Source organism: Micromonospora mangrovicola (assembly GCF_047200535.1).
In the GTDB taxonomy this organism is placed as follows: domain Bacteria; phylum Actinomycetota; class Actinomycetes; order Mycobacteriales; family Micromonosporaceae; genus Micromonospora.
Window position 1 is genome coordinate 19,286 of the sequence record NZ_JBJZOG010000034.1, and the last position, 26,342, is coordinate 45,627.

Annotated in this window: 27 protein-coding genes and 1 pseudogene; 7 read left to right on the forward strand and 21 right to left on the reverse strand. The window is 74.1% G+C overall.

The features are described from left to right. Positions 1 to 76: 76 nt before the first annotated feature. The 12 genes from ACL02O_RS16050 to ACL02O_RS16105 all read right to left on the reverse strand — a co-directional run bounded on the left by ACL02O_RS16050 (position 77) and on the right by ACL02O_RS16105 (position 11,319). Complete coding sequence (locus ACL02O_RS16050; protein ID WP_412818869.1) at positions 77 to 1,429, reverse strand: hypothetical protein; 1,353 nt, start codon at positions 1,427 to 1,429, stop codon at positions 77 to 79. Then, positions 1,426 to 2,394 carry an alpha-ketoacid dehydrogenase subunit beta gene (locus tag ACL02O_RS16055; protein ID WP_412818870.1) on the reverse strand — a complete coding sequence of 323 codons (969 nt, stop codon included), beginning with the start codon at positions 2,392 to 2,394 and terminating at the stop codon, positions 1,426 to 1,428. The genes ACL02O_RS16050 and ACL02O_RS16055 overlap by 4 nt, the downstream gene beginning before the upstream one ends. Continuing rightward, positions 2,394 to 3,365 carry a thiamine pyrophosphate-dependent dehydrogenase E1 component subunit alpha gene (locus ACL02O_RS16060; protein ID WP_412818871.1) on the reverse strand — a complete coding sequence of 324 codons (972 nt, stop codon included), beginning with the start codon at positions 3,363 to 3,365 and terminating at the stop codon, positions 2,394 to 2,396. The genes ACL02O_RS16055 and ACL02O_RS16060 overlap by 1 nt, the downstream gene beginning before the upstream one ends. Beyond that, the gene (locus ACL02O_RS16065; protein ID WP_412818872.1) at positions 3,362 to 4,159 is read right to left on the reverse strand and encodes a DUF3050 domain-containing protein; all 798 of its coding nucleotides are present in this window, start codon (positions 4,157 to 4,159) and stop codon (positions 3,362 to 3,364) included. Before ACL02O_RS16065 ends, ACL02O_RS16060 begins: the two co-directional genes overlap by 4 nt. Before the next feature lie 2 nt (positions 4,160 to 4,161). Next, a complete protein-coding gene (locus tag ACL02O_RS16070) occupies positions 4,162 to 5,085 on the reverse strand; it encodes a phytanoyl-CoA dioxygenase family protein (protein ID WP_412818873.1) in 924 nt (307 codons plus the stop codon). Then, complete coding sequence (gene hppD, locus ACL02O_RS16075) at positions 5,082 to 6,191, reverse strand: 4-hydroxyphenylpyruvate dioxygenase (protein WP_412818874.1); 1,110 nt, start codon at positions 6,189 to 6,191, stop codon at positions 5,082 to 5,084. The genes ACL02O_RS16070 and hppD overlap by 4 nt, the downstream gene beginning before the upstream one ends. A gap of 67 nt (positions 6,192 to 6,258) precedes the next feature. Continuing rightward, positions 6,259 to 7,572, reverse strand: coding sequence for a beta-ketoacyl-[acyl-carrier-protein] synthase family protein (locus ACL02O_RS16080; protein ID WP_412818875.1), 1,314 nt, complete (start codon positions 7,570 to 7,572; stop codon positions 6,259 to 6,261). Further along, the gene (locus ACL02O_RS16085) at positions 7,569 to 9,185 is read right to left on the reverse strand and encodes a class I adenylate-forming enzyme family protein (protein ID WP_412818876.1); all 1,617 of its coding nucleotides are present in this window, start codon (positions 9,183 to 9,185) and stop codon (positions 7,569 to 7,571) included. Before ACL02O_RS16085 ends, ACL02O_RS16080 begins: the two co-directional genes overlap by 4 nt. Next, complete coding sequence (locus ACL02O_RS16090; protein ID WP_412818877.1) at positions 9,182 to 9,688, reverse strand: hypothetical protein; 507 nt, start codon at positions 9,686 to 9,688, stop codon at positions 9,182 to 9,184. The genes ACL02O_RS16085 and ACL02O_RS16090 overlap by 4 nt, the downstream gene beginning before the upstream one ends. Continuing rightward, entirely contained in the window at positions 9,685 to 10,818 is a 1,134-nt protein-coding gene (locus ACL02O_RS16095) for a beta-ketoacyl-[acyl-carrier-protein] synthase family protein (RefSeq protein ID WP_412818878.1), read from the reverse strand. Before ACL02O_RS16095 ends, ACL02O_RS16090 begins: the two co-directional genes overlap by 4 nt. Next, positions 10,811 to 11,056 (reverse strand): acyl carrier protein, encoded by a 246-nt coding sequence (locus ACL02O_RS16100; RefSeq protein WP_412818879.1) that lies wholly within the window; start codon positions 11,054 to 11,056, stop codon positions 10,811 to 10,813. The genes ACL02O_RS16095 and ACL02O_RS16100 overlap by 8 nt, the downstream gene beginning before the upstream one ends. Further along, positions 11,056 to 11,319: an acyl carrier protein gene (locus ACL02O_RS16105; RefSeq protein WP_412818880.1), complete on the reverse strand. Its 264-nt coding sequence runs from the start codon at positions 11,317 to 11,319 to the stop codon at positions 11,056 to 11,058. Before ACL02O_RS16105 ends, ACL02O_RS16100 begins: the two co-directional genes overlap by 1 nt. Positions 11,320 to 11,336: 17 nt before the next feature. Between ACL02O_RS16105 and ACL02O_RS16110 the strand changes: the two are divergent. Continuing rightward, positions 11,337 to 11,942: pseudogene (locus ACL02O_RS16110) on the forward strand (4'-phosphopantetheinyl transferase family protein); the annotation flags it as partial. 11 nt (positions 11,943 to 11,953) lie between these two features. Here ACL02O_RS16110 and ACL02O_RS16115 read toward each other — a convergent pair. Then, entirely contained in the window at positions 11,954 to 13,336 is a 1,383-nt protein-coding gene (locus ACL02O_RS16115; RefSeq protein ID WP_412818881.1) for a class I adenylate-forming enzyme family protein, read from the reverse strand. A 320-nt stretch (positions 13,337 to 13,656) separates the two neighbouring features. On the opposite strand from ACL02O_RS16115, the gene ACL02O_RS16120 reads away from it, so the two are divergent. After that, positions 13,657 to 13,797: a hypothetical protein gene (locus ACL02O_RS16120; protein ID WP_412818882.1), complete on the forward strand. Its 141-nt coding sequence runs from the start codon at positions 13,657 to 13,659 to the stop codon at positions 13,795 to 13,797. Positions 13,798 to 13,894: 97 nt separating this feature from the next. Here the strand turns inward: ACL02O_RS16120 and ACL02O_RS16125 are convergent, their stop codons facing one another. From ACL02O_RS16125 to ACL02O_RS16160, 8 genes are all read right to left on the reverse strand, one after another. Continuing rightward, positions 13,895 to 15,142, reverse strand: coding sequence for a beta-ketoacyl synthase N-terminal-like domain-containing protein (locus ACL02O_RS16125; RefSeq protein WP_412818883.1), 1,248 nt, complete (start codon positions 15,140 to 15,142; stop codon positions 13,895 to 13,897). A 115-nt stretch (positions 15,143 to 15,257) separates the two neighbouring features. After that, positions 15,258 to 16,526 carry a beta-ketoacyl-[acyl-carrier-protein] synthase family protein gene (locus ACL02O_RS16130; protein ID WP_412818884.1) on the reverse strand — a complete coding sequence of 423 codons (1,269 nt, stop codon included), beginning with the start codon at positions 16,524 to 16,526 and terminating at the stop codon, positions 15,258 to 15,260. Then, a complete protein-coding gene (locus ACL02O_RS16135; protein ID WP_412818885.1) occupies positions 16,523 to 16,930 on the reverse strand; it encodes a cupin domain-containing protein in 408 nt (135 codons plus the stop codon). Before ACL02O_RS16135 ends, ACL02O_RS16130 begins: the two co-directional genes overlap by 4 nt. Further along, positions 16,923 to 17,645 carry an SRPBCC family protein gene (locus ACL02O_RS16140; RefSeq protein ID WP_412818886.1) on the reverse strand — a complete coding sequence of 241 codons (723 nt, stop codon included), beginning with the start codon at positions 17,643 to 17,645 and terminating at the stop codon, positions 16,923 to 16,925. Before ACL02O_RS16140 ends, ACL02O_RS16135 begins: the two co-directional genes overlap by 8 nt. After that, on the reverse strand, positions 17,642 to 19,126 hold the full coding sequence (locus tag ACL02O_RS16145) for an acetyl-CoA carboxylase biotin carboxylase subunit (protein ID WP_412818887.1): 1,485 nt from the start codon (positions 19,124 to 19,126) through the stop codon (positions 17,642 to 17,644). Before ACL02O_RS16145 ends, ACL02O_RS16140 begins: the two co-directional genes overlap by 4 nt. Positions 19,127 to 19,129: 3 nt before the next feature. Then, positions 19,130 to 19,591, reverse strand: a complete 462-nt coding sequence (gene accB / locus ACL02O_RS16150) for an acetyl-CoA carboxylase biotin carboxyl carrier protein (protein WP_412818910.1) — start codon at positions 19,589 to 19,591, stop codon at positions 19,130 to 19,132. A 2-nt stretch (positions 19,592 to 19,593) separates the two neighbouring features. After that, positions 19,594 to 21,297: an acetyl-CoA carboxylase carboxyltransferase subunit alpha gene (locus ACL02O_RS16155; RefSeq protein WP_412818888.1), complete on the reverse strand. Its 1,704-nt coding sequence runs from the start codon at positions 21,295 to 21,297 to the stop codon at positions 19,594 to 19,596. Continuing rightward, entirely contained in the window at positions 21,294 to 21,626 is a 333-nt protein-coding gene (locus ACL02O_RS16160; RefSeq protein ID WP_412818889.1) for a TcmI family type II polyketide cyclase, read from the reverse strand. The genes ACL02O_RS16155 and ACL02O_RS16160 overlap by 4 nt, the downstream gene beginning before the upstream one ends. A 435-nt stretch (positions 21,627 to 22,061) precedes the next feature. Between ACL02O_RS16160 and ACL02O_RS16165 the strand changes: the two genes are divergently transcribed. From ACL02O_RS16165 to ACL02O_RS16185, 5 genes are all read left to right on the forward strand, one after another. Beyond that, a complete protein-coding gene (locus ACL02O_RS16165; protein WP_412818911.1) occupies positions 22,062 to 22,886 on the forward strand; it encodes an AfsR/SARP family transcriptional regulator in 825 nt (274 codons plus the stop codon). Positions 22,887 to 23,034: 148 nt separating this feature from the next. Continuing rightward, positions 23,035 to 23,382, forward strand: a complete 348-nt coding sequence (locus ACL02O_RS16170; protein ID WP_412818890.1) for a TcmI family type II polyketide cyclase — start codon at positions 23,035 to 23,037, stop codon at positions 23,380 to 23,382. Positions 23,383 to 23,611: 229 nt separating this feature from the next. After that, on the forward strand, positions 23,612 to 24,421 hold the full coding sequence (locus tag ACL02O_RS16175; protein WP_412818891.1) for a hypothetical protein: 810 nt from the start codon (positions 23,612 to 23,614) through the stop codon (positions 24,419 to 24,421). A 181-nt stretch (positions 24,422 to 24,602) separates the two neighbouring features. Beyond that, positions 24,603 to 25,874 carry a low temperature requirement protein A gene (locus tag ACL02O_RS16180; protein ID WP_412818892.1) on the forward strand — a complete coding sequence of 424 codons (1,272 nt, stop codon included), beginning with the start codon at positions 24,603 to 24,605 and terminating at the stop codon, positions 25,872 to 25,874. Between the two features lie 117 nt (positions 25,875 to 25,991). After that, entirely contained in the window at positions 25,992 to 26,198 is a 207-nt protein-coding gene (locus ACL02O_RS16185) for a hypothetical protein (RefSeq protein WP_412818893.1), read from the forward strand. The last annotated feature ends 144 nt before the right edge of the window (positions 26,199 to 26,342 follow it).

The window sequence follows — 26,342 nt, forward strand, 5'->3', positions numbered from 1 at the left end:
GGCGCCGATCAAGGAGTTTGCGTCAGGATCCGGGCCCAGGATGACGCGAACTCCTTGATCGGACACGAACAGGGCCTCAGTCGGTGAGCAGGATGCCGGTCATGAGGACGCCTCTCGCCAGGTTGAGGACGCCTTCGCAGCCGGGGTAGCCGACCCGGGCGAGGGCGCCGGAGGCGGTCCGGCCGAACAGGTACGGGGCGAGGCTGTACGGGACCTCCGCGCTGACCGTCTCCCCCGTCTCGATCTGCACGAAGTCCATCGTGACCCGATCCGCCTCGTGGTAGCGCTGCAGGATGTTGCCGCCCGCGTCGATCGCGGCGCGTACCCCGTCCTCCCAGGCCACAGTGCTCATCTCCCGGCCGATGAGCACCCCGTGCCCGGCGGACCCGCCGGCCGGCTTGGCCACCAGGTCGGCCTGCTCGGCCAGGGCCCCGTCGAGCTGGTCGGCGGTGAGCGCGACGGTGTGCGGCACGTACCGGCGGACCAGCGCCCGGTCGGTGTCGGAAAGCAGGTCGAGGTCCGCCCAGAGCCAGGCGAAGTTCAGCTTGTTGCTGAGCAGCCAGGCGGCGGTGCTGACGAACATCGGCAGGGTGCCGGCCGCGAGGGCCCCGGCGACGGCGTCCAGGCCGGCGCTGGGGGTGACCCGGTTGGGCACGAAGAGCCGGAACAACGCGTCCACCGGGGCGCCGCCGACGACGAGTCGTCGCCGGTCGTCGAGGGTGGCCCCGGCGACCGGCCCGATGACCAGGTCGATGCCGAAGCGCCGAGCCTGGTCGGCGAGCGGGGAGAGGATCCGGATGAACGTCTCCGGGTCGTCCAGCCCGGGGTACTCGGCCTCGAAGTCCATCAGCAGCGCCACCCGCGCGCCGTCGGGCAGGTCGAGGGAGTCCCGGATGGCGACGAACCGCTGGTCCAGCAGGGAGGGGGCGGGTCGGGCCCCGCCGAGCAGCTCCTGCTCCCGGTAGAGCTCGGCGTACCGGTAGATCACCGTGTCGGCGTCGAAGCCGCCACCGAGGCTGCTGTCGATGTTGTACTCGACGATGCACGGCACCCCGCCGGAGTAGAGCACGTCCGGCCGGTACGCGGCGAGCAGACCGTCGTGCAGCACCTCGTCGGCGACGAGGAGCTTGGTCTCCCCCTCCGGCACGTCGAGCAGCCGGCGCAGTTCCCCGGCGGTGCGGGCGCGGCGCTGGCATGCTTCCAGGATGAGCTGGGCGATCCGGTCGCAGATCTCGTTCAGCTCGCGGAACGCGTCGGCGTTGAGCACCGGCGGCCGGGCCAGCCGCCACTGCTTGTTGTAGGTGGCCCGGCCGTGGAAGATCTTCTCCCAGGCGGCGGAGCCGGCGGCCACCATCGCGGTACGGGTCGACTCGGGAAGGTCGGTCCACGCCTGGCCGAGCGGCGGCCACGAGTAGTCGGGGTCGATCATGATCCGTCCTTCAGGCAGAGTTGGATGGCGGCGGTGAGCTGCTCCCGGCCGGGTTGCACGGCGCGGTCCAGCGCGGGCGCGAAGGGCAGCACGGCGCCGTCGGGGCGGGTGACCCGCCGGGGTGGCGCGGCCAGCCGGACCCGCTCGACGACGGTGGCGATGATCTCCCCGGCGATGCCGCAGGACCGGTTGGAGTCGTCCACCACGACGAGGCGGCCGGTGCGGGCCACCGACCCGACCAGGCCGTCCCAGTCGAACGGGTAAAGGGTGCGGGGGTCGAAGACCTCCACGGACACCTGGTCGGCGAGTTCGTCGGCGACCGCCAGCGCGTCGTGCACCAGGTGTCCCACGGCGACCACCGTGACGTCGGCGCCCGGCCTGCGGACCACGCCCCTCCCGAGCGGTACCGGCCCGAGGTCGGCGACGTCGGCGCGGACGTCCATCGCCGCGGCGGGGGCGAACACGACCACCGGGTCGTCGCAACGGATCGCCGACACCAGCAGCCCGTACGCGTCGGCCGGCGTGGCCGGCACCACGGTGGTCACCCCGACGTGGGCGAAGAGGCTGTACGGGTGATCGGAGTGCTGCCCGGCCCAACCGGTCCGGGAGCCCGAGCCCGGCACCAGGTAGGTGACCGGGACGGCGCACTGGCCGCCGGTCATCAGCGGGAACTTGTGGGCGTGGTTGACGATCTGCTCGAAGACCAGGAACAGCAGCGAGGGGATCTGGAACTCGATCACCGGGCGTGCCCCGGCCAGGGCGGCGCCGGTGGCGAAGCTGGTGAACGCCTGTTCCGACAGCGGGGTGTCGAGCACCCGCTGCGGCCCGAACTTCTTCAGCAGCCCGGAGGTGACGTTCGCCGCGGCCACCCGGATGTCCTCGCCGAGCAGGAAGACCGACTCGTCGCGGGTCATCTCGTCGGCGAGCGCCCGGGTGAGCGCCCTGCGGTAGGAGAGCCGGGGCATCAGCCACCTCCGGTCCGGGCGGTGAGCCCGCTGGCGTACAGGTGGTCGAGGGCGCCGGCCGGGTCCGGCGCGGGACCGGCCAGGGCGTAGTCGACGGCGGCGTCGAGGACGGCCTCCACCGCGGCGTCGACCTCGGCCCGGACCGGGGCCGGTAGCCGGGCGCCCTGGATGTCGACCGGGTCCCGCCGGCGGGCGGCGGCCACCTCCCCGGGCGGGCGGTAGTCGAGGCGTACCACGTGTTCGAAGGTGTGGTGGGCGTCGAACCGGTAGGTGCGGGCCTCGACGAGTTCGGGGCCGCCGCCGGCGCGCATCCGGGTCACGGCGGCGGCGGTGGCGGCGCGTACCTCCTCGGGGTCCTGGCCGTCGACGGCGGTGGCCGGCATGCCGAACGCCTCGGCGCGGCCGGCGATGGTGCCGGCGACCGCGCCCGCGACGGGCATGGTGGTGGCGTAGCCGTTGTTCTCGCAGACGAACAACACCGGCACCCGCCAGAGCGCGGCCAGGTTGAACGCCTCCAGCAGCATGCCCTCGTTGACCGCGCCGTCGCCGAAGAAGGTCGCGCCGACGATGTCGTCGCCGCGCCGCCGACGCGCCCACACCGCTCCGGTGAGGATCGCGCCGGCGGCCCCGACGATGGCGTTGGCGCCGAGCACCCCGACGCCGAAGTCGGCGGCGTGCATCGACCCGCCCCGGCCCCGGTTGAGCCCGGTGACCCGGCCGCAGAGCTCGGCGAGCATCCGGGCCGGGTCGGCACCCTTGGCGAGCACGTGCCCGTGCCCGCGGTGGGTGCCGGTCACCAGGTCGTCGTCGCGCAGCGCGGCGCAGACCCCGGCGGCGATCCCCTCCTGCCCGAGGTACGGGTGGATGCCGCCGACGATCTCCCCGGCGCGGACCAGGTCGATGGCCCGCTCCTCGAAGCGGCGGATCAGCCGTACCGTGCGGTAGAGCCGGACCGGGTCGGTGTCGGTCACGCCGGGCGGCCCTCCTTGATCGCGGCGAGGATGTCGTCCCAGAGCCGGGCCCGGGCGGCGAGCGCGTCGTTGACGGTGTCCGCGCACTCCCGCCACTTGGTGTCGTCGTCGCCGCAGAGGTCGGCGAGCATCTGCATCGCCATCGGGGTGTGCTGCTCCCCGTCGACCTCGATGTGCCGCTCCAGGTAGTCGACGAACTTGTTCAGCCGCCGGCTGCGTTCGTTGACCGCGACGACCTGGGTGAACATCTCCGGGATGAGGTCCTCCCGGCCGAACGCGAAGGCCGCCGCCTGGCAGTGCACGGGGGTGCTCTCGATGATCCGCCAGGTCGTCCCGGCGAAGGCGGCCGACGGGGCGGGCACGCCCGCCCCGGTCAGCGCCGCGCTCACCGGGCGGCCGGCGCGCAGCAGGTCGATCAGCTTCTCGACCGCGGTGGTGTCCGCGCCGGCCTCCTTCATGCCCTGCACGTAGAGCTCGAAGTGGCTGATGTAGCCGTCGCCCAGCTCGTCGCTCTCCTCGACCATGACGATGTCGTTGATCAGGCGGCGGCTGCCGGTGGGGCCGGTCGGGATCCACGGCACGGTGACGCAGGTGAGCTGGCGCTGCAGCGACTTGAGCAGCGACATGAAGTCCCACACCGCGAAGACGTGGTGCTCCATGAAGGTGACCAGCGCATCGTGGGTGTCCAGGTTGGCGTAGAGCGGGTGCTTGACGACCACGTCGCGGCGCTCGGTGACCGCCCGCTCCAGCCGCTCGATGCCGGGGTGGGTTCTACCCCAGTCGTACCGTGACATTGTCAGCCTCCCTGCGGGGCGCGGTCGCGCCAGATGACCGGGCAGAATTCGGGGTCCGCGTAGTCCGGCCGGCCCTCGTGGGTCCGGCGGACCAGCACGTCGTGGTTGTACGCGGCGAGCGTGCCGTCGGAGAGCGGGTACTCCCGCCAGGCGTTGCCGCCGTCCTGCAGGTGCAGCGAGATCGCCCGGCGGGGGCGCCCGCTGACGTTCGCGCCGCTGCCGTGGTAGATGCGGCAGTGGTGGAAGCTCATGTGCCCCTGGGGGATCACCATGGGGAGCTTGCGGATCTCGGTGTCGTTGTGCGCGGCGTTGCGGGCGAGCATGGCGTCGAGCTGGTCGCGGTCCCGGTCGGCGAAGTGCCGGACCACGGTGTCGTCGGCGCCGATCTCCTGCCAGCGGTGCGACCCGTCGACCATGGTGATGGTGCCCATCTCCTCGCCGCAGTCGTGGAAGGGGATGAACGCGGTGAGCATGTCCTCCGAGGACGACGACGCCCAGTAGTGCTTGTCGAAGTGCCAGGGCACGATGTTGGACGGCTCGCCGGAGATCGGCGGCTTCCAGATCAGGGTGGACTGGAAGACCCGGATCTCGTCGGCCCGGGCGAGCCGGGCGGCGACCGCCCCGATCAGCGGTTTGCGCAGGATCCGGCCGATGACGTCGTGCTCGTAGTGCACGTAGTCGTTGTGCCGCTGCACGTCGCCCCTGCTCGGCTCCCAGTAGGCCAGGCGCGGCGGGCGCACCGGCAGCCGGCGGTCGCGCTCCCCGGCGTAGTAGCGGTCGGTGGCCGCGACCAGCTCGTTCACCTCGTCGTCGGTGAGCAGCTTCTTCGACAGGTACCAGCCGTGCTCGGCGTAGTGGCGCACATCCTCCTCGGAGGGCAGCAGCGCCTCCTCCTCGGCGGTCAGTGGCGGATGTGTCGTGGTCATGCCCCCATCCCTCCTGACGTACCGGCCGCGACGGCGGGGGTCGCCCCCGCCGCGGCCAGTTCCCGTTCCTTGGCCTCGTAGAGCGCCTTGATGTTGCCGCTGCCGAAGGTGCGCGCCCCGCGTCGCTCGATCAGTTCGAGGAAGAGGGTGCGGCGCACGTGCATCGACTCGGTGAAGATCTGCAGCAGCTGGCCACCGTGGTCGGAGTCCACCAGGATGCTCAGCTCACGCAGCCGGTCCAGCGGCGCGTCGACCTTGCCGACCCGGGCCTCCAGGTCGTCGTAGTAGGCGGCCGGGGTGCCGCCGGCGAACCGCACGCCCCGGTCGGCGAGGGCGTCGACCGCGGTGACGATGTCGTCGGTGCGCAGCCCGAGGTGCTGCACCCCGGCGCCGGCGTGCCAGCGCAGGAAGTCCTCGATCTGACCGGGCCGGGCGCTGGTGTCCGGCTCCAGCAGGACCAGGGTCACCCGCTCGGACGGGCTCTGCACCACCTTGGAGTTCATCGCCTGCCCGGCGACCTCGATGTGCTCCTCGAAGATCTCCGCGAAACCGAAGACCTCCGCGTAGTGCTTCACCGTGTCGTCGAGCTGGCCCGGGGGCACGCAGACGGCCAGGTGGTCGATCTCGGCGAGCAGGCCGTCACCGTCGGTGGCCGGCAGCGGCTCGATCGCCCCGGGCAGGAAGCGGCCACGGTCGCCACGCCGCTCCACGAGCCGGTGCAGCACGTCGCCGAAGCCGCCGACCTCGGCGACCACCACCTCCGCGTCCGCGCCGGTGAAGGTCCGCGGCGGGGTCAGCCCGGTCGCACCCCGGGCCACCAGCTCCGCGTACGCCCCGGCGGCGTCGTCCACCTCCAGGGCGACCACCGCGATGCCGTCGCCGTGCCGTTGCACGTACGCCGACGCCGGGTGTTCGGCGGTCAGCCCGGAGGTGAGCAGCATCCGGATGTCGGCCTGGGCCAGCAGCAGCGAGCGCTGGTCGGCCAGCCCGGTCTCCGGTCCGCCCTGGCCGCACAGCCGGAAGCCGACCGCGGAGCCGAAGTAGAAGGCGGCCTGCCGGGCATCCCCCACGTACAGTTCGACATGATCTATGCCGTTGACTCGCATCTATCCCTTCCCCATTTCCCCCCGTGCCTGGCTTGCGGGCGCACCGCGCCCGGCATGGACCGTCGGATCACCTCCCCGATCCGCCGTCCGGAACCGCCACTGACGACCACTCCGGCTCGGCGCGTCTGTCGCCGCGCCGCGACCCGGAGCAGTCGGCGGCGACCCGGCGCAGCAGCAGGCTGACGTTCTGCCCCCCGAACCCAAACGAGTTGCTCAGCGCGTACTCGGCCCGGGTCGCCCGCGGGACGGCCCGCACGTGGTCCGCCTCGCACTCCGGATCCGGGTCGTCGAGGTGGTACGTGGGCGGCAGCAGCCCGCGGCCGAGCGCGAGGGCGGTGGCCGCCGCCTCCAGCACCCCGGAGGCGCCGAGCAGGTGGCCGGTGAGCCCCTTGGTGGAGCTGACCGGCACCCCGCCCGCCCCGAACACCGCTGCGAGGGCGGTGGTCTCGGCGATGTCGCCGAGCCGGGTACCGGTGCCGTGCGCGTTGACGTAGCCGACCTGCGCCGGCTCGACTCCCCCGCCGGCCAGCGCGAGCCGCATGCACTCCGCCGCCCCGGCGCCGTCCGGTCGCGGCGCCGTCGGGTGGTACGCGTCGGTGTTCACCCCGTACCCGGCGACCTCGGCGTAGCCGGTGACGCCCCGGGCGGCGGCGTGCTCGCGGCGCTCCAGCACCAGCAGCGCCGCCCCCTCGGCGAGTACGAAGCCGTTGCGCCGCTTGTCGAACGGGCGGCTGGCCTCGGCGGGGTCCTCCCAGCCGCGGGCCAGGGCCCGGGCGTTGCCGAAGGTGTCGGCGAAGGTCGGGAAGAGCGGCGCCTCACTCGCCCCGCACAGCACCACGTCGGCCTCGCCGGCCCAGATCAGGCGGACCGCGTCGGCGACGGCCTGGGCGCCGGACGCGCAGGCCGTGCCGACCGAGGAGCTGTAGCCCCGGATGCCGTGGGCGATGGCGATCCGCGCCGACGGCATGTTCGGCAGGATCCCGGTGAGCAGGTACGGGCTGACCGCCGCGCGGCCCCGGGCGGCGCGGGCGAGCACCTGGCTCTCCAGGGTGGACATCCCGCCGACCCCGCCGACCACCACCCCGATCCGGTCCGGGTCGACGTCCCGGCCCACCTCGATGCCGGCGTCGGCGAGCGCCTCGGCGGCGGTGAGCAGGGCGAGCAGCACGATCCGGTCGAGCACCCTGGTCTCCGGGCCGGAGGCGACGCTGCGCGGGTCGAGCTCCGGCAGCACCCCGGCCACCTCGAGGCTGTCCCGGGCCGGGTGCCCCTCGGGTGGGCGGCGCAGGCCGGACCGGCCGGTGGTCAGCGCGTCGAAGGTTTCCTCGACGCCGCGCCCGGCCGGGGTGAACAGCCCCATGCCGGTGATCACGGCGGTCATGACGAGGTCTCGGTGAGGTAGCGCTCGCGCAGCACCACCTTGCGGACCTTGCCGGTCACGGTGACCGGGATGTCGTCGGAGCGCACCGGCACCACCCGGCGCAGGGTGGCCCCGACGTCCTCGCCGAGCGCCTCCCGGATCCGCCCGGCGCGGTCCTGCTCCGGGTCGGCGCCGGCGGCCAGCTCCAGCAGCACGTCGGTGGTGACGTCGTCGCCCTCCTTGACGATCACCACCGTGCAGTCGGTGACGTCGGGGCAGGCGGCGAGGATCCGCTCCTCGGACAGTGCGGTGAAGAACCGCTTCCCGTCGCCGACCTCGACCGAGTCGACGGCCCGGTCCAGGTGGTAGTAACGCCCGTCCGCGTCGGCGTACACCAGGTCGCCGGTGAGGTACCAGCCGCGCAGCCGGAACCGGTAGGTGGTGACCGAGTCGTTCCAGTAGCCGCGGAACAGCGACGGCGAGTCGATGCCCAGCCAGCCGACCTGGCCGGGCGCCAGCTCCTCACCCTGCTCGTCGAGGACGGCGACCTTCGTGAACTGGTACGGGCGGCCGACGCAGCGGCCGTACCGGCCGGTGTCGGTGGTGTGGGTGATGTGGAACATCGAGTGCCCCATCTCGCTGGAGCCGAGCCCGTCGATGAAGACCGAACCGGGCACCCGCTTCACCCCCTCGCGGGTCATCACGTCGCGCGAGCCGACCGCGACGAGCCGGCGCACGTGCGGCTCGTGCGAACAGTCGCCGGTGTTGAACCACAGCCGCACCGAGTCCAGGTCGTACGCGGACAGGTCGAAGCGGGCCAGCTCGGCCCAGGTGACGGAGAAGCCGAAGACGCCGTCCGGCCGCCACCGCTGGATGGCGTCGAGCACCCGCTCCCCACCCTGCTCGGAGAGGAGGAACATCTCCGCCCGGTTGCCCAGCGCCTGGTTGACCATCAGCACCGTCGCGGTGTGCGGCGCGGGCAGCGCGTTGAGGATCCGGGAGGTGCCCTGCGCCTGCGGCATGGACAGCAGGTGCCGGGTGGCGGCGAAGAGGCTGGCGTGCGAGTGCAGCACCGCCTTCGGCACGCCGGTGGTGCCGGAGGTGTGGGTGATGACGATCGGGTCGTCCGGGTGGTGCCGGTAGTGCGGCGGGGCGGCGGCCGGGTCGCCGGCACCGGCCTCGGCGGGCTGGCCGAGCAGCGGCGCACCGAGGTCGTGCCCGGCGAGGGCCGCCGCGTGGTCGGCGTCGGCGAGCACCCCGGTGGCGCGCAGCCGCCGGATGTACTCGGCGGCGATCTCCGGGCGCAGCTTGCCGTTCATCAGTGCCGGGATCGCGCCGAGCCGGGTCAGGGCCAGGTACGACAGCACCATGTCGGCGGCGGTGCCGGCCCAGACCGCGACCGGGTCGCGGCGGCGTACCCCGCGCCCGTGCAGCCAGGCGGCCCGGGCGGCGACCAGCGCGTCGAGCTGGCCCAGGGTCAGCGGATGTTCGGCCGGGTGGCCGTCGGCCGGCGTGTCGAAGGTGAGCCCCGGCCCGTCCGGGTCGGCGCCGTGCGCCAGCACCCGGGCCAGCACGTTGCCCGCGCCCAGTTCGGTGTCGGCGGCCAGCGCGCCGCGCAGTCCCTTCATCCTCATTGGCGTGTTCCCTTCCCCAGCAGCACCGCGACCGCCTCACCGGGCGTACCGTCGGATGCCTGTTCGATCAGGATCAGCAACGCCTGGTCGGCGTCGCCGTCGTACATCAGCAGGTCCGCCACAGCGGTGCCCTCGGCCCGGGCCGGTCCGGTCGGGCTCAGGCAGACCACCGGTCCGTCCAGTCCCCAGCGCGCGGCGACGTGGCCGGCAACGCTGTTCGGCACCGACTGGAAGAAGAAGAGCGGACCGACCCGGCCCCCGGCGGCCACCGTGGCCCGGACGTGCTCCGCGCCGGCCCGGTCCCCGCTCGCGCTGACCAGCACCACCGCCGTCCGGTTGCCCGGGGGCAGCGGTCCCGCCCCGTGGTGGCGGGTGAGGCAGCGGTCGGCGGCCGCCGCCACCAGCGGATGGAAGTCCGAGTGCACGAACCCCGGCAAGGGCGGCGGCGGACCGTCCCCCGCCTCCGGCCACCGCGCCTCGGCGAGCACCCTGGCCCCGGTCACTGCGCACCGACCAGCAGGGCGGTGTTGGCCCCGCCGAAGGCCGCGTTGAGGGTCAACGCGTGGGCGGTGGCCGCCGGCCGGGGGGCGTCGGTGATGACGTCCAGCGGGCAGGACTCGTCGGGGCCGAGGAACCCGGCGTTGACCGGCAGCTTCCCGTGCCGCAGGGCGAGCACGGTGACCACCAGTTCGAGCAGTCCGGACGCCTCCAGCGCGTGTCCGTGCACCGACTTGGTGGAGCTGACCGGGATCCGGCCGGCGCGGCGGCCGAACGCCACGCGCAACGCCGCCGCCTCGGAGGCGTCGCTGTACGGGGTGCCGGTGGCGTTGGCGTTGATGTAGCCGACCGCCTCGGCGGGCAGCCCCGCCCGGCGCAGCGCCGCCGCCACCGCCCGGGCCAGCCCGTGTCCCCGCGGGTCCGGCTGGCAGGGGTGGTACGCGTCCCCGGCCCGCCCCCAGCCGGCCACGGCCGCCAGCGGCGTCGCACCCCGGCGCCGGGCCGCCGCGGCGGACTCCAGCACCACCGCGGCGATCCCGTCGCCGAGCAGCAGCCCCTGCCGCCCGGCGCTGAACGGGCGGACCGCCCCGTCGGCGGCGAAGGCACGGCCGGCGTCGAAGAGCGCGTACTGGTCGGGTTCCACCAGGTAGCCTGCGGCGACGACGACCCGGTCCAGATCACCCCGGCCGAGCAGGGTGGCCGCGTCGGCGAGGGCGGTGCTCGCCGACACGCAGGCGGTGGTGTAGACCCGGGTCCGGCCGCCGAGGCCGCAGCGTCGGGCCAGGTGGCCGGCGAGCGCCGGCACCTCCGATCCACCGTCCACCCCGGACGGCGCGGGCAGCGAGAGCGGCCCGCCGTGGGTGGCCAGGAACAGGGCGGACTCCGCCCGGTGTGCCCGGTCCAGCCCGGCCGCCCGGCAGGCGGCGTCGACCGCGGCGGCCAGCTCGTCGGCGAGGGTGCCGACCTCCGGCAGGGTGGCCGCCACGGTGACCCGGCGGTTGGTGGTGTCGAAGCGGCGCACCGGCGCGAACGCCGGGGCGCCGGCGAGCACCCCGGCGAGCAGCGCGTCGGTGCCCCTGCCGAGGGCGCTGAGCGCGTGGACGCCGGTGATCTGAACGTGCTCCCGCTCAGCCATCTGCGGGCGCGGTCAGCGACTGGTGGAACACCGCCAGCGCGTCGTCGACGGTGCGGACGCCGGCGAGCTGGTCGTCGGAGAGATCCAGCCGGCGGTCGTAGCGTTGCTCGACGAGGTGCACCAGCCAGGCAAGCTCCATCGAGCCGATCCGGTCGGGCACCTGGTCGACGGGTTTCGCGGTCAGTTCGGCGAGCATGCTCACCAGGTCAGCTCGCCCCAGGTCGGGCTGACCGGCCATCAGGAGTTGTCGCTCGTCGCGGCCACCCGCGCGGCGACCATGGTGGTGAACTCGCCGACCGTCATCAGGGCCAGCTTCTCCGACTCGTCGTCGGCGAACTTCAGGCCGTACCGGTCCTCCACCCGGACGGCGAGGTCGGCCAGGGCCAGCGACTCGAGGTCGACGCCGGAGGGGCCGAGGGTGGTCTCGTCGTCGATGTCCTCGACGTCGTAGTTCATGTCGGCGAGCTGCTCGATGACGAAGGTGCGGACCTCGTCTCGCATGGCCTTAACCTCTTTCCGTGAACCAGCTACCGGTGCCCGGTCGGGACACCGTGTACGTGTGGACCGGCCGTGCCACCGGCGACCAGCGGGAGCTGACGCGGCGGCTGCTGCGACGCGCGGGTGGCGCGTTGCTCGACCGGGCCGAGGCGGAGATCGGGGTGCGGCGGGCGCCCGGCGGACGCCCGGAGGTGTACGTCCCGGACGGGCGGACGCTGCCGGTGAGCGTCAGCCACGTCGACGGGCTGGTGGTGGTGGCCGCCCGGGCGCGCGGACCGGTCGGGGTGGACGTCGAACGGCACCGGACGCTGCCCGCCGTCGCGCTGGCCGAGCGCTGGTACGACCCGGCGGAGGCGGCCTGGCTGCGCGCCCGCGACCGGGCCGGCCGGGACCTGGCCTTCCTGCGCCTGTGGACGGCGAAGGAGGCGGTCGGCAAGGTGCTCGGCTCCGGCCTGCGCGACGGCGGCCTGCGCCGCCGGATGCCCGAGCCGGGCGGCTCCGGGGAGCTGCTGCGCCCGGTCCCCGACCGGCCCGACGTGCGGGTGGGCCACCCCGGGGCCGGGGACGGCCTGGTGCTGGCGGTGGCGGTCGCCGGGGCGGCCGGGCACGTCGAGGTCACCTTCGAATAGCGGACCGGTCATGACGCGGCGTCCCGCAGTGTCCTGGCCGAGCGGACCAGCTTGCCGGTGGTGGTGCGCGGCAACTGGTCGAGCAGGTGCAGGGTTCGCGGTCGCTTGTAGCCGGCGAGGCGTTCGGCGAGCAGCTTGTCCAGCGTCTCCTCGGACAGCGGCCCGTCCGGCTGGACGTACGCGGTGATCCCGTCGTCCCAGACCACGACGGCGACGCCCACCCCGGGCAGCTCGGCGACGGTCGCCTCCACCTCGGTCAGGTCGACCTTCAGGCCACCGACCGACACCTGCGAGTCGAGCCGGCCCTTGACGGTGACCAGCCCGGTGTCCGGGTCGACGGTGCCGGCGTCGCGGGTGTGCAGCCACCCGTCCGCCCAGCGGGTCGGGTCGGCCAGCCCCACGTAAGGGGAGGCCGGGCAGCTCACCCAGAGCTCGCCGCCCTGTTCCCGGACCTGGATGCCGGGGGCGGGGGCGATGCCGGGGTGGTGCCGCCCGTACAGGTCGGTCCCGATGACGCCGACCTCGGTCATCCCGTACATGTTGCCCAGCGGGACGCCGTAGCGGTCGGTGAAGGCGCGGGCGACGGCGGCCGGGACCAGCTCGCCTCCGGTGGTCATCCGCTTGAGCTGCGGCAGTGGTCCGGACGGCCGGGTGGAGGCGAGCAGCCCGATGTGGAAGGGCACGCCGAGCACGGTGGCCGGGGTGTCCTGGGCGGCGATCGCGGCGAGGACCGCGTCGCCGCCGAGCCGCTCCGGCGGGCACAGCTCGACGCCGGCGTGCAGACCGTAGAGCAGGCCGCCGACCAGACCGAGAACGTGCACCATGGAGGGCAGCAGGATGATCCGCTCGCCGGGCAGCGCGACCCCGTCGATCATGGTGTACCGGTGCACCTCGCCGACCAGGTCCTCGACCGTGCGGCCGATCACCTTGGACGGTCCGGTGGAGCCGGAGCTGAGCTGGATGACGGCGTGCGGGCTGCCGGCGGGTCGGTCCGACCAGGGCGTCGTCCCCTCGGTGACGTCGACGAAGACGCGCAGCGCCCCCGCACCGGTGCGCACCGGGGCGACCACCACCTGCGGGGTGAGCCGTTCCAGGGCCCGGTCGACCTCGTGGTCGGTGAGCCGGTGGTCGAGCAGCACGGCCTGGGCGCCGCTGCGCCAGGTGGCGAGGAGGTTCACCACGTACGCCAGGGACGGGGGCAGCCGCAGCGCGGCGGCGCCGCCGGGACGCAGCCCGGCCGCGGCGAGCCGGGTCTGCGCCTCGCCGACCAGGCACTGCAGGGTGCCCTTGTCGACCGGCTCCGGCAGGCGCAGGCAAATGTCGGTGGGACGGCCGGTGAACAGAATGTCGTCCACCCAACTCGCCGCTGCCGGCGCAGGATGTTCCGCCATAGGATGTGCTGTCACGACGCCCACCGCCCAGCATGAAAGTGGGCGATATCCGCCCAACATGTGCGTTCTCCGGGGTGCTGACGGAACCCTACGACGGTCCGTCACCGCATAGCTACATGCAAATGGCTAGATCAATAAGGGCGGCTGGGTGGATTGCTCAGGCTCGATCGGACAGGCAGTATCGGGCCCGTACGCCGGCTCGGTACCCGCCGGCCGGCGCGCCCTGCGTGCCCGCCGGACGGCGACGCCGGCCAGGTTTGGCGTGCCCCGACGGCGGGCAGCATCCCGCTGTCCAGCAGCGAGGCGAGCGGCGGGCACCCATGCGTTGGCTCATTCTCATCGCGATCATCGTCCTGATCGCCGTGCTCCGCTTCTGGCTGGTCGGCAGCGCCCGGGAGGCGGGCCGGGGCCTGCGCCGCCGGATCGACGCGCGACGGCGTCCCGACGGCGACGTGCGCTGACCGCCGAACTGTCACCCGCCGCCAGCAGCCTCGCCGGCATGGTGTTCCGCGTCGGGTGAGGACGGCGGGCACCCGCACGTCGGCGGGACGCTGCCCGCTAACTGCCGCCCGCCGGCGGAGGCGCGGCGCCGCGCAACACCAGCGCGCTGTTGAACCCGTCGAACCCGCGCGCCCCGACCAGGGCGATGCGGCTGCGGGGCCGGCGGGGCTGCCGCAGGAAGCTCAACTCGCACCCCTCGGCGGGCCGCTCGGGGCCGGCCGAGGCGGGCAGCAGGTCGTGCTGGAAGGCGAGCAGCGCGGTGGCCGCGTCCAGCGCCGAGCCGCCCTGGTGGGCCCGGCCGGTCAGCGGCTTCTGGGTGGTCACCGGCGGCGTGCGCGCGCCGAACACCGCCCGCAGCGCGGCCGCCTCGGCCCGGTCGTACGCGGGCACACCCAGCGCGTCCGGCCAGACCACGTCCACGTCGTGCGCGCGCACGCCGGCCCGGTCCAGGGCCAGCCGCAGCGCCCGGGCGTAGTGCGCCGGGCCAGGGCCGGCGTCCCGGTCGGTGGGGGCGGCGTCGTGGGTGGCCGCCCAGCCGGTGATCTCGCCGTAGATCCGGGCACCCCGCGCGAGGGCGTGGCCCAACTCCTCCACCACGAACACCGCGCCGCCCTCGGCGGGCACGTACCCGCGGGCGTCCACGTCGAACGGCCGGTACGCCCGCTCCGGGTCCCCGACGTCGCTGAGCAGCCCGGAGCGGAGCTGGCAGGCCAGCGCGTACGGGCTGAGCGGGCACTCGGTGGCGCCGGCGATCACCAACGGGGTGCCCCGCCGGACGGTCCGGACGGCGTGGGCGAGGCTGTCCAGCCCGCCGGCCGACTCGGACACGGTCACCCCGGACGGGCCCTTGAACTGGTGGCGGATGGAGAGCTGCCCGACGCTGGCCGCGTAGAACCAGGCGATCGACTGGTACGCCCCGACGGTCCGGCTCGGGCCGCCCCAGAGACGTTGCAGTTCGCGCTGGCCGAACAGGTTCCCACCGGACGAGCTGGCCAGGGTGACCGCCCACCGGTGCGGGTCGGTCGACACCTCCGGCAGGCCGGCGTCGGCCAGAGCCAGCCGGGTGGCGGCGAAACCCAGGTGGGTCCACCGGTCGGTCTGCACCCGCTGCCGGGTGTCGGCGTGACCGGCCGGGTCGAAGTCGGGCACCTCACCGGCGACCCGGGTCGGGTAGCCGGCCGGGTCGAACAGGGTGATCGGACCGGTGCGCCGCGTACCGGCGAGCACGGTGGCCCAGTGCGCCTCGACGCCGACGCCGCTGGGCGCGACCACCCCGATCCCGGTCACCACCGCCCGGACGGTCATGACGCCGCCTTCGTTCGCGACTGCGGGGCTCGCAAACCCGGCTCACTCCTCGCGCTCACCGCGCCAGCCTTCGCTCGCAACTGCGGGGCTCGCAAACCCGGCTCACTCCTCGCGCTCACCGGGGCACCGCCAGGCGGCGGAAGACCATCGCGGACTGGAAGCCGCCGAAGCCGCTGCCCACCGACAGCGCCACGTCGACCGGCACCTCCCGGGCCTCGTTGGGCACGTAGTCCAGGTCGCACTCCGGGTCGCGGGTGGTCCAGTTGGCGGTGGGCGGCACCACGCCGTACTCGATGGCGAGCGCGCAGGCGGCCATCTCGATCGAGCCGATCGCCCCGAGCGAGTGCCCGACCATCGACTTGATGGAGCTGATCGGCACCCGGTACGCGTCCGCGCCCAGGGCCCGCTTGAACGCGGCGGTCTCGTGCCGGTCGTTCTGCCGGGTGCCGGAGCCGTGCGCGCTGACGTACGAGACGGCCGACGGGGCGAGTCGGCCCTGGCGCAGCGCGTCGGCGATGGCGACCGCCATCTCCGCCCCGTCGGGGCGCAGACCGGTCATGTGGAAGCCGTTGCTGCGGCTGGCGTAGCCGGCCACCTCGCAGTAGACGTGCGCGCCGCGGCGACGGGCGTGCTCGGCCTCTTCCAGCACCAGCACCGCGGCCCCCTCGGCGAGGACGAAGCCGTGCCGGTCGGCGTCGAACGGCCGGGAGGCGTGCTCCGGGTCGTCGTTGTCCGGGCTGGTCGCCTGGATCGCGTCGAACGAGGCGACGGTGACCGGGGAGATCGGCGAGTCGGCGGCCCCGGCCAGCACGATGTCCGCCTCGCCGTCGGCGACGAGCTGGTGGGCGTAGCCGATGGCGTCGATGCCGGATGTGCAGCCGGTGGAGATCACCTGGGCCGGGCCGTGCAGGCCGTGCCGGCAGGCGACGTCGGCGGCCAGGCTGCTCGGCACCAGCGCCTGGTAGAGGTACGGCCCGCTGAGGGCGTGGTCGACCAGCCAGTGCCGGCCCGAGTCGCTGACCCGCACGTACTCCCGCTCCAGAGCCATGGTGCCGCCGACGGCCGTGCCGAGGACCACACCGGCGCGTTCGCGGTCGGCGTCGCCGAGGGTGAGGCCGCTGTCGGCGAGCGCCTCGATGGAGCAGGCCAGGGCGAACTGCACGTACCGGTCGGCGCGTCGCCGCTCGGCGAGGGTGATCCCGGCGGCGTCCGGGTCGAAGTCGCACTCGGCGGCGATCTGCGAGCGGAACGGCGACGGGTCGAAGAAACTGATCCGTCGGGTGGCGGTCCGCCCCTCGGTGATGGTCTTCCAGAACCGGTCCCGGGTGGCGCCGCCGGGGGCGACGACGCCGACACCGGTGACCACGGTGCGCCGGCCGGTCACGACGGTTCCCGGGGTGGTGGGGCCGCCTCGGTGTCGACGTGGCCGAGTTCGGGGCGGGGGGCGAGCGGCCCGAGGTGGAAGACCACCTCGGCCGATTCGTCGCCGGTGTTGCGCAGCCGGTGCCGGACGTTCCTGCCGACGAAGAGCGCCTCCCCGGCCGCGAGGGGCACCGGGTGGTCGTCCAGGTCGACGGTGATCGCGCCGCGGGCGACGTAGAGGAACTCCTCGCTGTAGGGGTGGTAGTGCTCAGCGATCCGCTCCCCCGGCGCCAGGGCGGCCACCCCCAGGAAACCGGACGTGCTGCCCACGGTCTTCGGGCCGAGCAGCACGCGCAGCTCGCCGCCGCGCCGCCGGTCGGCGGGGACGTCCCGGACGGAGACCGGGGCGGTGGTGGTGTCAGGCATCGCGACCTCCCCGGCCGGACTCGGTGGCCCGCTGCTCGATCCGCTCCTTGATCACGGCGAGCTGGACCTTGCTGTTGGTGTTGATCCGTTCGGTCATGCCGGCGTTGTCCAGGGGCGCGGCCGGCTTCATCGCGAAGTCCTGCACCCAGGTCATCCGGGTGCCCCCGGGGATCTCGTCGTAGCGCCAGTGGATGCGCATGTACTCGAACGGGCCGGTCTCCACCCGGTGGGCGTGGACCTGCCGGGTGGCCGGGTCGGCGGTGCGCTCGCTGACCCAGCTCCACGACACGCCGTTCTCGTCGGGGTGCATGGTGAGCCGGAACCGCACCGTGTCGCCCTCGCGGTGCAGGATGTCGACCGCGGCGTACTCGGTGAACAGCGCGGTCCAGTTGGCGACGTCGTTGGTGACGTTCCAGACCAGCGGCAGCGGCGCGGCGATGTCGACGCCGTTCTCGGTGTGCCCGGGCGGGTCGGCCTTCCTCGCCACCAGGTCGGCGACGCCGGCGATGCTGAGCTGGCTGGCCTGCTCGGGGATCTTCACCCGCCACCGGTCGGCGACGACCGCGGACAGCTCCAGCAGGGCGAGCGAATCCATGCCGAGCTCCGCCAGGCTGGCGGCCGGGGTGCGGGCCGCGGCCTCGGCGTCCAGCCCGCAGTGGGTGACCAGGATGTCGGTGATCTCGCTGGCGAGCTGGCGGTCGGGAACGACGGTCATCGGGTCCTCCTGGCGGTCGGGCCGGCGGCGGGCGCGGCGGTGACGGGGGTACGGCCGTCCGGGTCGGCGTCGGCCCGGGCGACGGGTACGGGATCCACGGTGGGTGCGGCCCCGGGCGGGCCGGCGGGCCTCGGGTTGCTGAGCAGCTGGTCGACCAGCCCGGTGGTGTGCCGGCCGGCGCGGAAGGCCGGATCGCGCAGCACCCGCCGGGCGAACGGGATGGTGGTCCGGACGCCGGGCCCGGCCACCTCGAACTCGCCCAGGGCGCGGTCCAACCGGTCCAGCGCGCCCGCCCGGTCCGGCGCCCAGACGGCCACCTTGGCCAGCAGCGAGTCGTAGTGCGGGCTGACCAGGTAACCGGGGTGGCCGTGGGTGTCGACCCGGGTGAACGGGCCGCCGGGCGGCCGGAACCGGTCGAGCCGGCCGGGCGCGGGGGCGAAGCCGCGGTCCGGGTCCTCCACGTTGACCCGGCACTCGACCGCCACCCCGCGCAGCCGGACCTGTTCCTGCCGCCAGCGCAGCGGCGTCCCCGCGGCGATGTGCAGCTGCTCGTGCACCAGGTCGACGCCGGTGACCAGCTCGGTGACGGGATGCTCGACCTGGATCCGACAGTTGATCTCCAGGAAGTGGCACGCCTCCGCCTCGTCGACGAGGAACTCGACGGTCCCGGCGCCGGTGAAGCCGACCGACAGGACGCCGCGCAGCGCGGTCTCGGCGAGCATGTCCAGCGTGGACGCCCGCAGCGCCGGGGCGGGTCCCTCCTCGATCAGCTTCTGGTGGCGGCGCTGCACCGAGCAGTCCCGGGTGCCCAGGTGGATGCCGTTGCCGTGGCCGTCGCAGAGCACCTGCACCTCGACGTGCCGGGCGTCGGTGAGGTACCGCTCGACGTACACCCGGTCGTCACCGAAGGCGACCTGTGCGGCGGCCCGGGTGCGGGCGAACGCGCGGGGCAGCTCGGCGGCGCAGCGGACCACGGTCATCCCACGCCCGCCGCCGCCGGCCGCGGCCTTGACGATCACCGGGTACCCGACCTCGGCGGCCACCTCCAGCGCCTCGGCGACGGTCGGCAGGGTCCGCACGCTGCCCGGCGGCAGCGGCAGCCCGGCCTTGCTCATCAACGCCCGGGCGGTGGACTTGTCCGCCAGGGCTGACATCACCTGCGGCGGCGGGCCGACGAAGGTGAGCCCGTTCTCCGCGCAGATCTCGGCGAAGTCGGCATCCTCGGAGAGGAAGCCGTAGCCGGGGTGCACGGCCTGGGCCCCGGTCTGCCGGGCGGCCTCGACGATCGCGGCGGCGTTCAGGTAGCTCTGCCGGCTGGCGGCCGGTCCGATCCGGACGGTCTCGTCGGCCAGCCGGACCGGCAGCGAGTCGGCGTCGGCGCTGGAGTGCACCACCACCGTCCGCACGCCCAGCTCGCGGCAGGCCCGGAGCACCCGCAACGCGATCTCGCCCCGGTTCGCGATCAGCACGGTCTCGAACATCGGTCAGCCCTGCCCGGTGGGCGGTTCCAGGGCGATCAGCGGCTGGTCGTACTCGACGGGCTTGCCGTCCTCGACCAGCATCTCGACCACCCGTCCGGCCTGGTCGGCGGTGACCTCGTTCATCAGCTTCATCGCCTCGACGATGCCGACCACCTGGCCGGGACGGATCAGGTCGCCGACGGCGACGAAGGGCGCGGCGGCGGGTTCCGGCGCCCGGTAGAAGGTGCCCACGACGGGTGCCCGCACGACCCGCCGCCGCGTCGCCGGCGCGGTCTCGACCGCCGGCTCGACGACGGCTTCCGGGTCGGCACCGGGCGCGGGCGCCGCCGGGTCGTGCCACTCGACCTCCAGCACCGTCTCACCGCTGCGCAGCCGAACCCGACGCACCGGGCCGGCCAACTCGGCGACGAGCCGGCGGACCTGCCGGCGCAGCCCGTCCAGCACCTCCTCGCGACCGTCTCCCACGCTCACCCGGCCACCGCCGAGATTCGGGCCGCGCCGTAGCGGCGGAACCGCTGTCGGCGGCGCCGGACCAGGGCGGCCGGCGGCACGTCGAGCAGCGTCGAGAGGTTCGCCGCCACCGCCCGCCCGAGCAGGTCGGCGGCGCGCGCCGGGTCGTCGTGGGCGGCGGGCCGGGGTTCGGGCACCACCTCGTCGACCACCCCGAGCCGGCACAGGTCGGCGGCGGTGAGCCGCAGCGCACGGGCGGCCTGCGGGGCCGCGGAGCTGTCCGGCCAGAGAATCGCGGCGCAGCCCTCCGGGCTGATCACCGAGTAGACAGCGTGTTCCAGCATCAGCACCCGGTCGGCGACCGCCAGCGCGAGGGCACCGCCGCTGCCGCCCTCCCCGGTGACCACCGCCACCACCGGGGTCGGCAGCACGCTCAGCGCCAGGATGTTCTCGGCGATGGCCGCCGCCTGCCCCTGCTGCTCGGCGCCCACCCCCGGGTCTGCGCCGGGGGTGTCCACCAGGGTGACCACCGGCAGGCCGAGCCGGGCGGCGAGGCGCATCAACCGCAGCGCCTTGCGGTGCCCGGCCGGGCTGGCCATGCCGAAGTTGCGGGTCACCAGCTCGGCCGTGGTGTGTCCCTTCTGGTGGCCGATCACCATCACCGGCCGGCCGTCGAGCCGGGCCAGGCCGCCGACCACGGCCGGGCAGTCCGCGCCGAGTCGGTCGCCGTGCAGTTCGACGAAGCCGTCGAAGGCGGTCTCCAGGTAGTCCAGGGTGGTGGGCCGGCCGGGATGCCGGGCGGTGCGCACCGTCTCCCAGGCGTCCCGCTCGGGGCCGGTCGACGGCACGGACGCGGGGTCGGTCCCGGGTCGCGGCGCCGGCTCCAGCCGCGGTACGGGCGCACGCCGGCCGGCCCGACCCGCGCGAGCCGCGGCGAGCAGTGCGGTCAGCCGGCCGCGCAGCGCGTGCCGGGGCACCACCATGTCGACCTGCCCGTGGCGCAGCAGGAACTCGGCGGTCTGGAAGCCCTCGGGCAGCGTGGCGCCGGTGACCTGGCGGATCACCCGCGGGCCGGCGAAGCCCATCCGGGCGCCGCTCTCGGCGAGCAGCACGTCGGTGTTGGTGGCGAAGGAGGCCGCCACCCCGCCGTACGTGGGGTCGGTGATGACACTGACGGTGAGCAGGCCCGCCTCGCGCAGCCCGGCGATGGCCTGGCTGACCGTGGCCATCTGCATCAGCGACAGCGTGCCCTCCTGCATCCGGGCCCCGCCGGAGGCGGTGACCAGGACCAGCGGGACCTCGTCCGCGAGGGCCTGCTCGGCGGTCCGGGTGATCAGCTCCCCGACGGCACAGCCCAGGCTGCCGCCGAGGAAGCGGAAGTCCATCACCGCCAGCGCCACCGGGTGCCCGCCGATCCGGGCGGCGCCGCAGAGCACCGCCTCGTCCAGTCCGGTGCCGGCACGCGCCGCGCCGAGCCGGTGCGGGTACGGCAGGGCGTCAACGAAGCCGATCGGGTCGACCTGGGCGGCCCGGTCGGGCAGCGGGGTGAACGAGTCCGGGTCGGTCAGCTGTGCCACCCGTTCGGGGGCGTCGAGCCGGGCGTGCGACCCGCACTCGGGGCAGACGTCCAGGTTGCGGCGCAGCCGTTTGCGGTACAGCAGCGAGGCGCAGCCGTCGCAGCGGGACCAGAGCTGATCGTTGCGGGGCGCGGTGGTGGTCATGGCCGCCGCCCGGGGGCGTCGTACCGGTAGAAGCAGTGCGCCATGGCGTCCCGCGGGGAGCGCCAGGTCGGCAGGTACGGCGAGACGTACGGCCGCAGCCGCTCGCTGACCCGGACGAATTCGGGGTGGCCCCGGGCGTCCTCCACCGCGCCCTCGGTCGGCCGCTCCGTCTCCAGCAGGTGCACGTAGAGGTCGTGCAGGCGGTAGAGCGAACGGTGCCGGACGCCGACCAGGCCGGGCAGTTCGGTCGCGTCGGACTCGGCGAAGATCTCGGCGACCCGATCCTCGGCGCTCGGCAGCACCTTGGCGACGATGAGCGAACGGTCCATGGACAGCCTCCCCTGCGATGCGTTCCGGGGCGGCCACCACCGATCCGCCGGACGACTGCCGCCACGGTGACGTGGCGGGCGTCAACGCGGCGTCATCCGGCCGCCATCCGGATCGGACTGTCGTGACGCTGCGTTGACGGAAGCTGTGCGCCGGCTATGGGAAGATCATCTAGCGCAAATCGATGGCGACACTTCTTCGCAGTTCAGCGCTATTTTGAATGGGTCCAGAGCAGACGGTCGCATTGACGACGCCCTGTTGACCCAGCGTAACCATCGTTGATAATCTCCGATTCTGTCAGCCCGGCGACAGCGGCGTCCGCCGCCGAGGCGGAGCCGCTCCGACACCGGAGTCGCGGGCAGCCGAGCCGGGCATCAGCAGACGGTCGGGACGTGGGTTCCGGTGCAGGGGGTGCGCCCGTGTCCGGTCAGACGAAAATGCCGACAGCCGGGAACCCGTCCGGCCCGCGGGTGTCGCTGCACCTGCTGGGCGGCTTCCGGCTGCTGCACGACGACGTCCCCGTGGTGGTGCCGCGGGGGCTGCAACGGGTCATCGCCCTGATCGGGCTTCAACCGTCCGCCACCCGCAGTCACCTGGCCGGCCTGCTCTGGCCCGAGACCTCCGAGGAACGGGCATTGTCGTCGCTGCGGACGGCCCTGTGGCGGTTGCGCCAGGACCCGTGCTGCCCGTTGCTCACCGGTGGTGACACCGTCCGGCTCGGCGGCACCGTCCAGCTCGATGTCGACGAGCTGGTCGAGGCCGCCGCCCGGGTCCGCGACGGCGAGGTTCCCCACGCCGCGAGCGCCACCGGCCGGCACGACCTGCTCCCCGGCTGGTACGACGACTGGGTGCTGCTGGAACGGGAACGGTTGCGCCAGCTGCGGCTGCACATGCTGGAGGAGCTCGCCGGCAATCACCTCGCCGCCGGCCGGCACGGCGAGGCCCTCGAGGCGGCCCTGGAGGCGATGGCTGCCGAACCGTTGCGGGAAACCCCGCACCGCCTGGTGGTCCGCATCCACCTGGCCGAGGGGAACGCGTTCGAGGCGGTGCACTCCTTCTACGTCTACCGGGACCTGCTCCTGCGGGAACTACGCCTGGAACCGTCGGCCGCGATGTGCGCGCTGCTCGCCGACACGCTCGCCCCGATCCGGCACGCCACCCGGCGGGAGCCGCCGACGCGTCGCACCGATCGCACCGGACCGCCCGGCGCCCCGACCCCGCAGCGGGGCCCGACGGCCCCGACCTCACCCGGACCACGGTGAGTCGCCCCACCGACCACAGGGGACGTCACGGCCGCTGTCACCGCAGGGCAACTTTCGGTGACGGAGAGGTGACAGTCGATCCGGCACGCTGTGCCCACACGGCGTCCCCCACTCCTCGACGGGGGCGGTACCGGGGAGAGGGGTCCCGATGAGTCGACTGTTGGTCGTCAGCCGGATCGTGCCCGGCGCGCAGGGACGGGTGGCGCAGATCTTCGCCGAGTCCGACGCGACCGAGCTGCCCCACCTGACGGGCGTCCGGCACCGATCGTTGTACTGCCTGCACGACCTGTGCGTACACCTGATGGAGACCACTGACGTCGACCCGGACGTGGCGGCGGGAGCGCGTGAGCACCCGCTGTACCGGTCCGTCAACAAGCGGCTCTCCGCGCACACTTCGCCGTACCTGCCGACCTGGCGCTCCCCGCGGGACGCGGTGGCCGACTGCTTCTACAGCTGGGATGCCGCCGAGGCGCCGGCCCCCGAGCCGTTCGGCTGACGCGGGCAACAGACCGGCGTCCCGGACCCACCCACGGCACCAGGTCCGGGACGCCCCCTTGTGGCCGGCCCTGGCACACGCTCGGTCATCTCACCACCACCGGCCGACACGACGCCGTCCCACCAGCAACGGGACCGGCCGGCCTCCCTGTTGTCGTCGGCGGACGTGTGCGAAGCTGCCCCGAGTTTTCTCGCGATTTTCCCGCACACATACGAGGAGGAGGTTGGCCGTGCCGTCGAGTTTCGGGCAATGGTTGGTCGTGGTCCTGGCCCTGGCCGTGGGACTGGTGGTCGGTTGGGTGGTGAGCGGCCGTCGCAGCGCCGCCGCGCCGGCGACGCCCACGGTGGAGGGTGGGCCCACGGTCGAGGCCACCGTCGACCAGGAGCGGCCGGCAGCCGTCGTCGACGAGGCTGCCGCGCCCGCCGCGGTGACCGATGAGCCGGCCCCGGCCGAGCAGGAGGCTCCGCCGGCCGCTGCCACCCTGGCCGCCGAGGCCACTGCTCTGCCGTCCGCCGAGAGCATCGACACTACCGAATCCGCCGAGGTCAGAGCCGACGACGAGCCGGTCGCGGCCGAGCCGGTCGCCGCCGAGACCGAGCCGGTCGTCGCCGAGGCCGACGCGGACGAGAAGCCGGCCGGGGTCGACGCGGCCGAGCCGGTGACCGCCGACGTCGAGCCGGTGGCCGCCGAGGTGACCGGGCCGGTGGCGGCGGAGTCCGGCACGCCGGCGGTCGTCCCCGCTCCGCGCGCCGCGGTCGAGGACGCCGTCCCGGCGGCCACCGCCGAGGCGGCGGCGGACGACTTCCGGCGGATCCAGGGCGTCGGGCCGAAGATGGCCGCCGGCCTGCAGGCCGCCGGCGTCCGCACCTACCAGCAGCTCGCCGAGCTGGACGAGGCGGCGCTGCGGGAGACCATCAAGGCCGCCGGGCTGCGCGCCACGGCCAGCGTGGCCACCTGGCCGCAGCAGGCGAAGGTGCTGGCGGCGGCCAGCGCCGAGGCCGAACAGGCGCTCCCGGCGGGGACCGGCGAGGACGCCTGAGCCGGTACCCGGGCCGGTGGGGTCACCCACCGGCCCGGGACACCGCCCGACCGGGCGGCCCCGGCCCGTGCGCTCCCGCGCCCGGCGGGCCCGGCGGGCCGCATCGGGGCAACGCCCGCCGTAGGCAACCGAGGCGGCGGATCGGCGGAAAGCACGAAAGCGGACACGGGTACGGGCGGCCGTGGCTACGGTCGGTGAAGGGCCGGACGGCCCCGCCGCGCCGATCCCGCCACCGCAGGAGCAGTTCGTGCCCTTCGCCACGCCGGAGGAGCCCGCCGATCGGCGGCTCCCGGTTCGTGACCCGGAGTCACCCCGTCGGGTGACCCTGCTGGAACTCTTCTTCGACCTGGTGTACGTGGTCGCGCTCGCCCTCATCTCGCGCGGCCTGATCACGGACTTGTCCTGGGAGCGGGCCTTCCAGTCCCTGCTTCTGCTGATGGCGATCTGGTGGACCTGGGCCATCACCACCCTGGTCACCGATCTGTACGACCCGCAACGCCCCGAGATCAAGCTGCTGATCGCGGCGGTGATGTTCGGCGCGCTGATGATGACCACCGCCATTCCGGAGGCCTTCGGCGCCCGCGGGCTGGTCTTCGCCGGCACCTACGTGGGGATCCACCTCGGACGTGGGCTGTTCCTCATGCCGGCGGTGCGGCGGCACCCGGAGACCCAGCGCCGCGCGATCCGCATCTTCCTCTGGTTCGCCGTCTCCGCCGTCCCGTGGGTGATCGGAGGTCTGCTGGCACACGGCCGCGCCCGCGAGGCGCTCTGGGCGCTGGCGCTGGGCATCGACTACCTCGGCTTCCGGCTCGCGTATCCGGTGCCCGGCCTCGGAGTGGTGCCGGAGGCCCAACGCAAGGTCACCGCCGAGCATCTTTCCGAGCGCTACCAGCAGTTCTTCATCATCGCCCTGGGCGACTCCATCCTGACCATCGGCACCATGTTCAGCCTCCGGCACTCGGAGGCGGAGAACGTCGCCTCGTTCGCGATCGCCTTCGCCAGCACCCTGCTGCTCTGGCGGGTCTACGTGCACAAGTCGGGTGAGCTGCTGCCGCACGCCATCTCCCGGGCGAAGCAACCGGGCAAGTTCCTGCTGACCGCGCCGTACACCCATCTGGTGATGGTGTCCGGGGTGGTGACCACCGCGGCCGGCTTCGACCTGGTGCTGCACGAACCGGTCGGCCACACGCCGCCGGCCTGGGCGGCGGTCATCCTCGGCGGGCCGGCGATGTTCCTCGCCGGTCGTGCCGCCTTCGAGTACGAGGTGTTCAGCCGGGTGTCGCTCTCCCGCCCCGGCGGGATCCTGGCGCTGCTCACCATCGCGCCCGCAGCGCTCTTCGTGGCGCCGGTGTACTGCTCGGCCGGCGCGATGCTGGTGCTGGCCGGGGTGGCCTACGCCGACTATCGGCGCAGCCGGGGCCGGCCGCCGGAGGACCCGTCCCCACCGCACTGAGCCGGCCCGCGATGGTCGGAACCGGTCGGACGGAGGTGCACCGCCGTTTGACGGTTCCCCCGCTCTGGGTACAAAGCCTCCACCTCGGATCCACCACAACCCCAGTGGAGGCAACTCATGCGCGGTACCTCGATAGTCGGAGTCCTGGTCGTCATCTGGCTCATCATCGGCGCGATCGCCGCCGGTCAGCGCGGCTACTACAGCAACGACGAGACCAACTGCGCCGAGGCCGGCACCATCCTGGTCACCATCGTCGCCGGCCCGCTGAACTACATCGGCGCCAACCCGAAGGTGGACTGCAAGCTCCCCGAGCCGTCCAAGTAGGACACCCCCGCCCGGCCCGCGCCCGCTCCCCCGCGGCGCGGGCCTCGTCGTGTCCGGACGGGCCGCGGGCCGCTCCCGGCGGCGGACGGGCCGCCGCCGGGAGCCGGCCGAGCCCGGCGATCGGCGTACCCGCGACGTGGGCGG